This is a genomic window from Microvirga aerilata (assembly GCF_016743775.1).
GTDB classification, from domain to species: Bacteria; Pseudomonadota; Alphaproteobacteria; order Rhizobiales; family Beijerinckiaceae; genus Microvirga; species Microvirga aerilata.
Map to the genome: position 1 here is coordinate 1 of NZ_JAEQMY010000265.1, position 1,505 is coordinate 1,505.

At 58.5% G+C, this 1,505-nt stretch carries 3 protein-coding genes; 2 read left to right on the top strand and 1 reads right to left on the bottom strand.

Annotation, left to right across the window (positions count from 1 at the left end; all coding sequences use genetic code 11):
- The first annotated feature begins 515 nt into the window (after positions 1 to 515).
- Both JKG68_RS32225 and JKG68_RS32230 read left to right on the top strand, forming a co-directional pair.
- Positions 516 to 896, top strand: coding sequence for a hypothetical protein (locus JKG68_RS32225; RefSeq protein WP_202066493.1), 381 nt, complete (start codon positions 516 to 518; stop codon positions 894 to 896).
- A 109-nt stretch (positions 897 to 1,005) separates the two neighbouring features.
- On the top strand, positions 1,006 to 1,194 hold the full coding sequence (locus tag JKG68_RS32230; RefSeq protein ID WP_202066495.1) for a YodC family protein: 189 nt from the start codon (positions 1,006 to 1,008) through the stop codon (positions 1,192 to 1,194).
- 59 nt (positions 1,195 to 1,253) lie between these two features.
- Here the strand turns inward: JKG68_RS32230 and JKG68_RS32235 are convergent.
- Positions 1,254 to 1,505, bottom strand: a 252-nt coding sequence (locus JKG68_RS32235; protein WP_202066497.1) for a MucR family transcriptional regulator, incomplete at its 5' end; no start/stop codon positions are given.

A 1,505-nucleotide genomic window follows, 5' to 3' on the forward strand; every position in this document is an offset into this window, starting at 1 on the left:
TCATCCTGGCCAATGCGCTCTTGCGAGATCAGCGAAACTGGTCCCCAAAACCCGCTTGATCAATACGGATACTCTAGGGATCCCCAGCACACTGGCAGTGGCGAGGCGGTGGCCGTTCTCATTGCCGATGGTCAAGCCGCACGATTGATCTGGAGCCTATTGATCCGAGCCGGCTCTGCTCATCAGGTCGCCCCTAACTGAAGCAGCCTCATTCCTGCTGTCAGCCTTGACGCTTTACGCGCTCATGTCAGATCCGCAATGGGTTCGAGTTATGACGCAATTCGGGCTGTCGCGGAGCTTTGCCTCAGCGTGCTTAACCAAAGATGAGCGAAGATTGCTGACGATTTTGGCAGTCAGAAGACACTCTGATCGTCCAAACTCAGCACCATAACCGCAAAATTAGCCCCTCGTTAACCGCCTTTGGCCGAAGACTATCTCGGCCGTAAGGTAAGCGGGGAGAGCGCGGGTGAACGGCCGCCACCTCCTTTGTTGTGTCTTGTCCAAAGGAGCTGAGCGTGAACGCGATCCTCAAAGAGCGCATCGGAGAGCGGGTGGGCTCACTCAAGATATCGTGGCGTAGGGCCTCGTTAGAAGCGGGCCTTGAGGCAGGCTTTATCCAAGACATCATCACCGGGCGCTCGCACCATCCGGGTGATGATGCCCTGGCGAGTCTTGCTACAGCGCTCAAGTGCAGCCCAGCCTACCTTCTAGGCGAGAGCGATGATCTGGCTGGAGTAGCAGTAGTTCATGGCACCACAACACCAGCATCGGACTCTGCGCAGCGACCTGATGCGGTGATGGCCCTCAGGATTGTCGACGAGTTGCTGGCTGGAGGACACGTTGAGGCTGCCCGTGTGGCTGTCAGGCGCGCTCTCAAGGCAATCGCTACCGAGTAAGCAACGCAGCCGCACCTGTCAAAGGGTATGTTCGAAAGCGTGGGCTCTTTCGCCTTACCTGCTGTTAACCAGCCGGCTACACTCTGGTGTGGTAGATCAGGAGCGAACCATGCAGTTCAGCGTTGGCGATGTCGTGCATCTGATTGCTTATCCCTCTCACCGGATGACCGTTGTTGAGGTCGACGACTCCGAGATCACCTGCAGATGGTTCGAAAGGGCGGTGGTGAAGGAAGGCATCTTTCCCTCACATATCATCGCGCAGGAACTCCAGCCCGAGATCGCTGAAGTCAGCCCTTAGCGTCCGGCAAGCTGCAGCCGCTGTGGGCCGGGCACACCAACACCCGGCCCGAATAGAGCTTATTCGCTCGCCTTCTTCTTGGAAGGAGCACGGCGCCTCGGCTTGTCAGTCTCGACGGGTGCTGTGACGGTCTCCTCGGTCGCTACGGCCGCTCTAGCAGTAATCTTCCTCCTCTGCTGGCCGAGGCCGCTGCTTCTGGCGAGTTCCGAGCGCTTGGCCGCATAGTTGGGTGCAACCATCGGATAGTCGGCCGGGAGCCCCCATTTCGCGCGGTATTCCTCAGCCGTTAGCCCAAAGTTCCGCAGATGGCG

Excerpts from the sequence above, each read along its gene's own strand:
- JKG68_RS32230 (WP_202066495.1), top strand. The coding sequence starts at position 1,006 with ATGCAGTTCAGCGTTGGCGATGTCGTGCATCTGATTGCTTATCCCTCT.